Source organism: Nonlabens sp. (assembly GCF_965660805.1).
Lineage (GTDB): Bacteria > Bacteroidota > Bacteroidia > Flavobacteriales > Flavobacteriaceae > Nonlabens.
Genome location: NZ_CBFIBE010000063.1, coordinates 1 through 7,134, shown reverse-complemented (window position 1 = coordinate 7,134; position 7,134 = coordinate 1). Strand labels below are relative to the sequence as shown.

The 7,134-nt window shown below is 36.4% G+C and carries 8 protein-coding genes and 1 riboswitch; of the genes, 1 reads left to right on the top strand and 7 read right to left on the bottom strand.

Features of this window, described 5'->3' with window-relative positions; genetic code table 11:
• From ACTF48_RS10670 to ACTF48_RS10640, 7 genes are all read right to left on the bottom strand, one after another.
• The coding region (locus tag ACTF48_RS10670) for a pirin family protein (protein ID WP_438963144.1) at window positions 1-935 on the bottom strand (935 nt) is incomplete at its 3' end.
• A 358-nt stretch (window positions 936-1,293) separates the two neighbouring features.
• On the bottom strand, window positions 1,294-1,668 hold the full coding sequence (locus ACTF48_RS10665) for a DoxX family membrane protein (RefSeq protein ID WP_438963143.1): 375 nt from the start codon (window positions 1,666-1,668) through the stop codon (window positions 1,294-1,296).
• Window positions 1,669-1,744: 76 nt separating this feature from the next.
• The gene (locus ACTF48_RS10660) at window positions 1,745-2,284 is read right to left on the bottom strand and encodes a Crp/Fnr family transcriptional regulator (protein WP_438963142.1); all 540 of its coding nucleotides are present in this window, start codon (window positions 2,282-2,284) and stop codon (window positions 1,745-1,747) included.
• Window positions 2,285-2,583: 299 nt separating this feature from the next.
• Window positions 2,584-2,919: a hypothetical protein gene (locus ACTF48_RS10655; protein ID WP_438963141.1), complete on the bottom strand. Its 336-nt coding sequence runs from the start codon at window positions 2,917-2,919 to the stop codon at window positions 2,584-2,586.
• Window positions 2,920-3,247: 328 nt separating this feature from the next.
• A complete protein-coding gene (locus ACTF48_RS10650) occupies window positions 3,248-4,009 on the bottom strand; it encodes an ABC transporter ATP-binding protein (RefSeq protein WP_438963140.1) in 762 nt (253 codons plus the stop codon).
• Window positions 4,009-5,010: an iron chelate uptake ABC transporter family permease subunit gene (locus ACTF48_RS10645; protein ID WP_438963139.1), complete on the bottom strand. Its 1,002-nt coding sequence runs from the start codon at window positions 5,008-5,010 to the stop codon at window positions 4,009-4,011. The genes ACTF48_RS10650 and ACTF48_RS10645 overlap by 1 nt, the downstream gene beginning before the upstream one ends.
• The gene (locus ACTF48_RS10640) at window positions 5,007-6,161 is read right to left on the bottom strand and encodes an ABC transporter substrate-binding protein (RefSeq protein ID WP_438963138.1); all 1,155 of its coding nucleotides are present in this window, start codon (window positions 6,159-6,161) and stop codon (window positions 5,007-5,009) included. The genes ACTF48_RS10645 and ACTF48_RS10640 overlap by 4 nt, the downstream gene beginning before the upstream one ends.
• A gap of 74 nt (window positions 6,162-6,235) precedes the next feature.
• A riboswitch (cobalamin riboswitch) is annotated at window positions 6,236-6,435 on the top strand.
• Between the two features lie 124 nt (window positions 6,436-6,559).
• Here ACTF48_RS10640 and ACTF48_RS10635 point away from each other — a divergent pair.
• The coding region (locus ACTF48_RS10635) for a TonB-dependent receptor (RefSeq protein ID WP_438963137.1) at window positions 6,560-7,134 on the top strand (575 nt) is incomplete at its 3' end.

Here is a 7,134-nt window from a genome sequence, read left to right as displayed (position 1 = left end):
CAACCTCCAAATTGGGTTTTACCATAATCTTTCATGGCTTGTCTTATTTCTTCCTGTGTATTCATAACAAAAGGGCCATGTTGTGCTACGGGTTCACCTATAGGCTTGCCTTCAAGAATTAAAAAGTAAGCCTCTTGGTTTCCGTTTTGAATCTCGATGTCGGCACCTGCTTCAAGCTCAATGACGTGATTATTTGCAATGGTTTTCTCATCAATTTTGATGGTGTCTCCTTTGTAAAAGAACATAGATCTGTTTGCATCCTCTGACGTTTTAGGTAAGATCCATTTAGCATTTGCATTCATTTTTACGGTATAAACGCCCACAGCATTTGCTGGGTTTGACGCCCAAGAATCAGGTGTTGCTTCAAGAGCATTTGTATCATTAATACGACCTGCAATAACCTGTATGGTGGTACTATTTCCTGAATCATCTTTGTGGTGAATCACCGGAACATCTTCCTTCCAAAGCATTTTAAAATGTGGATCTACCATTTTAGATACCTTAGGAAGATTGAGCCAAATCTGAAAGATCTCCAATGGATTTCCTTTTTCTTGATCGAGTAAAGGAAACATTTCTGAGTGCTGTATTCCTTTTCCTGCTGTCATCCATTGCACGTCGCCAGCCATAAACCGGCCTGCTGCGCCTAAGGAGTCAGAGTGGTCTACCACACCTTCTTTGTTAATGGTAATGGTTTCAAAACCTCTATGCGGGTGATACGGAAAACCAGGAATACTTGAACCATGATACATTCTCCATCCGTCTTTCAGGGTGAAATCGCTTCCTACGTTTCTTCCTTTGAGTTGCTCAAATTCTACACCCATATTTGCATCACCAATGGGATATTCATCTCTATGATAAGCGCAGAATAAAAATGGGTCTTGTGTTTGCCAAGGAAACCCTAACGGTTTAGTGTTTTTTATGATAGTTTTTTTCATTTGTATGGTGTTTAATAACAATTTACATTCCTAATGTCGCATATAATTCGTTTCTTTTTCTCCTATATTTCAAAATAAAATAAAACCGTAGCTGGGGCTATGCTTTAATTTTCTTTATCATCTAGTCAAAAAAATAATTAAAATTAAGAATAGGGCATTAGAAACATAAATTGGTATAAGAAACCAAAAGTTTTTGAACTCAAGGTTTCAATTTCTGAAAGTTAAAAAATCATTTTGATCAATTTACTTCTTTTTGATTGTTTTCTGTTTCAAAAAAAGCGAACTGCTATTCAGGTGTTTATGTTCCTGGTTTTCCTATTTATAATGCGGGACTATTGCTTTTTGTATTACATACTTATTAGCTTTTAAACAAGGCAATGTATGATTCTTTGTTGTTAAAGAATAGAAATACATTCATGGCAAGCGCAACAAAAGCTCCACCAATTCCGGCAATATCTAAGAATAAATGGAACAAGAAGGCATTGAGTAAAATTGGGAAAATGACTATGAGTGCAAGCGCTTGGAATTTGTTAACGAGTAATAGGATACCTACTACTACTTCTACTACAGCTACTATAGTCATAAGGTAACCGCTTTTTACGAGTGCTCCCATAAACTCACCAGCTGCTTCTGGTAATGGAGGCATGGGCATAAATTGAAGAAATTTGTTGAGTCCGAAAAGGACTAACATTAAACCTAATAGAATCCTGATAATTAATTGTACTTTTTTCATTTGTCTAAAATTTTAAATTTTTACAAAATTCGGTACTAATCAGGTGCTGTGCATTCATGTAGATGAAGAAATGAATTTATTTTGGGCTCGCAAGTTTCTTTCTTATGGTGCTTAGCGTTTGCGGCATGATGCCTAAATAGGAGGCTATCATTTTTTGAGGTACACGGTTAGGTAATTCGGGATAGGTTTCTAAAAAGTATTGATATCTATCAGCCGCTGTAGCGCCCATTAACATTAAAACTCTGCGCTGTAATCGTCCTATACGACGGTATAACGTTTGAGCGTTTTCAGCAAGTTGTTCATTATCTAATTGAGTATTAAATAAACAATCTTTTTCAAAAGCTATGACTTCTGAATCTTCAATACATTCTATAAATAATTGTGCTGGTTGCTGGTACTGTATGGCTTCTAGATCACCAATAATCCAATTCTCTGGAGCAAACATATAAATGTGTTCTTTTCCATTATTATCTATAAGGTAGCTTTTTAAAAGCCCTTTTTTAACATAGATCGGAACTGTTTTTAAATCTCCAGCACTTTGAATAATAGAACCTTTCTTAAAAGATCTTTGTTTAGCTTTAGGTGCCGACTTTAATATATCTTGAATATTCTTCATTAATTTTTAAGGCAGAAAAAGTATTAAATTTATTGATTTACTTTTTATATAAGTTGTTTTTAACATATTTCTAAAAATATTATGAACCAGCTACTTTCTTACTTAAAAGAAACCTCCCATTTGCCAGTTCGCTAGAACTAGAAGATTAAAGTAATAAAAAAGGCCCCAGAATCTAATGAATGAATCTACAAGCCTAGAATTATAGTGTCTCAAATTAATGAAGAAAAGTGTTGTTTTTTACCTCAGTTCTTTGTTGGCTTTAGTTTTTTCACTTAACTAACTTTCCTTTTCAGTTAATTCTAATTTAGTCTTTCTATAGAATTTTGGACATTTCTCGTTAGTATATCAATATTTTCCGATTTACCTTTTACTTCGTATTTGACATCATTTTTACGATCGGAATTTTTCAAAAGAATTACTGCTATAGAAATATCTTGTTCGGGATCATTCTGCTCAAACATTTCTTCAATGGAATTCCAGTCAAATTTTTTCAATTCCTCTTTGCTCTCACCCTTAATTTCGAAGTTTGTGAAATTTGTTGCGCTATTTTCATCAGTTTTGATAAAGATTGAGAACGTAGTAAGTATTACTACAAATAAAATAACTGTTGAGATTAAAATGTTTTTTGTTTTCATATTTTTCTCCTTTTTTGTTTTAAATTAAAGCCAATGGCAAAGGTATAAGGCGAGTGAGGCGTTTTAGCTGGTACTCGCTTTATCTTTGGGTATTAAATAGTCTGAGTAAAAATACAGAATTTTTCTTACATCACAGTCTCGCCATAAGCCTTTAAAACGTCTTATTTGCTTTTTATTTTGTTCTTGCCAGTTGTCTCGCGTGGGCGTAAAATGAACTAAGTACACCATTCCCATGAGTCAAGAGGTTTTACACCTTTGCTGTTAACAGTAGCAACAGCTTGTGGTTCTTCTCACACTTAGACCGTTGGAAAATAAATTATGATCTTATTTAAGATTCCCATCTCAACCCTAACTTCCCATTCTTAAAATCCAGTAGAGGTGAAGGAAACATCTCTTGAAGTGTGGAGGACTGGATAAAATCTTCTTTAGACTGGTGAGTAATTTTTAGTTTATGAATTGCGATGACTTCATCGGCCAGTGCTAGGGCAATAGATAATTCGTGACTAGAAAAAATGATGCACTTGTTATGTTTATGGCAGTAATCGCGTAATTTGAGCAGTATTTCAGCCTTGTGGTGTACGTCTAGGTGGCTGGTAGGTTCATCCATGAGTATGTAAGGAGTATCTTGAACCATTGCACGGGCTATCAGTACTCTTTGTAATTGCCCATCACTGAGCGTGGAAAGTCTACGGGAACGCAATTTTATAATGTCTAAATCTTCCATAATGGCATCTACCACATCATGATCTGCTGCAGTGAGCTGTCCTATAAAATTTGTGTAAGGTGCACGGCTCAAATACAATATTTCTTCCACCTTTAAAAATTGGCTAAACTCTTTAGTAGTAGATACTATTGCTATAGTTTTAGACCTATTTAAGTTGCTAATTTTATTATAATTAACATCATTTAGTTGAACCTTACCTTTAATAATATGTTGTTGTGCCGCGATGGTACGTAGTAGGGTAGATTTACCAGAACCATTTGCACCTATTAGGGTTATGAATTTTGCTTTCGCGAAAGCGAGAATACCAGCATGCTCTGCTATAACACAGTGTCCATATCCTATCTGTATGTCGTGCAGCTGTATCATTAAAAGTGTAGGTTACGTTTTCTTAAAATAAGCCAAATTACCACTGGTGCACCTAGTAATGAAGTGACGGCATTAATGGGTAAGGAATAGTTTGAAAACGGTAGTTGTGAAATTATATCGCAACACAATAAGAGTGCAGCACCTAGTAACATAGCGGTAGGTATTAATATCTTATGATTTACCGTAGGTAATAATAAACGTGCTAGGTGCGGCACAGCTAGTCCTATAAAAGCTATAGGACCTGCATAAGCGGTGATACTGCCTGCGAGTAAACTGGTTATGATGATGATGATCCAGCGAGTGGATTTTATATTTATTCCTAGGCTGCGTGCATAAGTCTCGCCCAGTAACAAGGCGTTCAGCGGTTTTATAATAGTAATGACTAGTATCATGGAAATCAAAAATATAACTAACAAAATACTAATATCTCTCCAGTCTAAATTACTTAAACTACCTAGTGACCAAAACACATACCTCTTCAACTCATCACTAGAGCTGAAATAGGAAAGGATTCCTACTACTGCGCTGCTCAAACTACCTACCATTAATCCTACGATGAGCAATCCCATGGTATCTTTAATACGTAAGGACATGAGTATGATTAAAAGCATAACCAGTATACTACCTATCACACTTGCTGTTACTAATCCTAAACCTGAAACTGCCGTGATTCCTAATATAGTAACGCCCATAACCACCAGCGCTACACCTAATCCAGCACCAGATGATATCCCGAGAACAAATGGTCCCGCCAGCGGATTCCTAAAAAGAGTTTGCATAAGCAGTCCCGCCATAGATAGTCCTGCACCAGTTAAAATAGCCATGATAGCGCGTGGTAAGCGCAGTTGGGTAATAATATAATTTTCTGAAGCGTTTAAGTTGGATCCTGTTAATACTTCCCAAATCTCACCTGGAGTTATAAAAACGGTTCCCAAGCTAACATCGACTATGAAGAGTAGGATGACAGCTATGATGAGAAAGATGAGGACTTTATTTTTCAATCTATAAGAGGTTTAAAAAAATATAGTTCATGATCAGGTAAGCTGTTTTTATGTAATATTTTAACCAGATCTTTAAGTACTAGGTCTGGACGCATGGAGGCTTCTTCATAATAAGTAATACCGCCACGAGCTCCTTTATTTAAGGCAAAGGTATAGACCTTTTTATTTTGAAAGGCCTCAAACTGGCTGTAAGTGTTGTTATCTGCTTGCATGGCTGCATAGCTAGTGTACTGTCCTGGAGCGATCCATACAGCAGCATTTTGAGCATCAGTAAGCACACGTTCTATATTATAGGATAGGGATCCAGTTCCTGTGGTGTTGCTGTAAATATAATCGCCATGAGCATCGGCTATGATTTTACCTTGCCAGGAATTTCCATAAGGTAAATACCATACATCTTTCCAGGTAGCGCCAGCAATAACTGTAGGTTTTTCTAAACTTTGCGCTATTTTCTTAGTTTCTATATAGGATTGCTCTATGTTTTTAAAAATATGATTAGCTTCTTTTTCTTTACCATATAACAGTCCAAAAAGCTTGATCCACTCTGCTTTTCCTAACGGATGTTCTTCTGTCCAGTCGCCGTTATAAATTACTGGTATTCCAGCTTTTTCAATTTGTTTATAAACCGGATTGTCTCCATCGATTCCAAAACCCATAATGGCATCGGGCTGCATGGTGATTACTTTTTCTACACTTATGGTTTGGTTCTGACCTAAATCTTCAATCTTTCCATTATCTATGAGTGCTCTCACACTGCTATCGCTTACATAATCAGTTCCAGGAAAGGCTATAATTGAGGACTGTTCTTTAAGCAATACTACAGGTGGAATGTGTGTTGTAGAACTTAAAATGATTTGATTTACAGGAATTTGTATTACATGAGTAGCATCTGGATCAGGAAGGCGATCATGAGTTTTGGCACGTTGTAATTTGAATGAATACTGCTTCTCAGCATCTGGCCATGGGTTATTAATGGTTACGTAATAACCTGTTTGAGTGGTTTGAATTGAAAAACCTTTGGCATACTTTATTTCAGTTTCTAGATATATCTCACTAGTTAATTTATCAGCTATGGTGGGCTGTTTCGTTTCCTTTTGCTTACAGCCTGAGAGGATCACTAAACAGATAAAAAGAAGAGATATGTTTTTCATAGCGCCTCAAAAATACCATTATTAGCTTACATTTGGGTCGTGAAATTGGTTTCTGTCATGGAGGTTGTTTTGAGCACGCTTTCGCGAAAGCGTAATTACCTCAAGTATAACAACTATACATAACAGAATTAAAAGGGAATCTAGTGTAATTCTAGAACTGTTCCCGCAACTGTAAAGTTCATTAAAGATTTCTATCCATAGCCACTGAGTATAAAGCTTGGGAAGGCGATAGAAATGAACAAGTCAGGAGACCTGCCAGCTTACACACATAATTAGTTAATCTTCGGGATAAAGGTTGCGAGTTTTTTAAAGCATGAATAAGGTAGGTTTCTTTATGGAATCTCACCTTATTATTTTATGGCTTGAATCATTCCTTTTCCCGTATTAAAATCATTTTCATGAACAAAAAAGTCATCGCTATAAGCGCAATGATGGTAGCAGTCGTGTCGGGAATTGCACAGGTGGACTCTACCGCAACAAAGTTAGATCAGGTACTCATAAGTGCTGATTCTAAGTTTGAACTTAAAAGAAAAGATAGTGGTAAACCCGTTATTAAAATCACTAGAGCAGACATAGAGGCGCAAGCTGCTGCCAGTCTAGCAGATTTACTGAACCTGTATGCTGGTATAGAAATGAATGGCGCGCGCAGTAATGCTGGTCAGAACCTAGGTTATTTTATACGTGGTGGTAGCTCGCGACAGGTTTCATTTTTAATAGATGGTGCGCAAGTCAGTGATGCGAGTAACATAAGTAACGAGTTTGATATCAGACTCGTGGATGTCAATCAAATCGATGAAATTGAAATTCTTAAAGGAGCTGCCAGTACCTTATATGGCGCTAACGCCTCTACAGCAGTTGTAAATATTAAATTGCGTAAAAACCCAAAAGCTGGAGTGCGTGTTACCGTTTCGTCTTTTATAGGGACTAATAAAAGTGTGGAACAGGCTAATAATGGTCCCGACGAATTTAATAA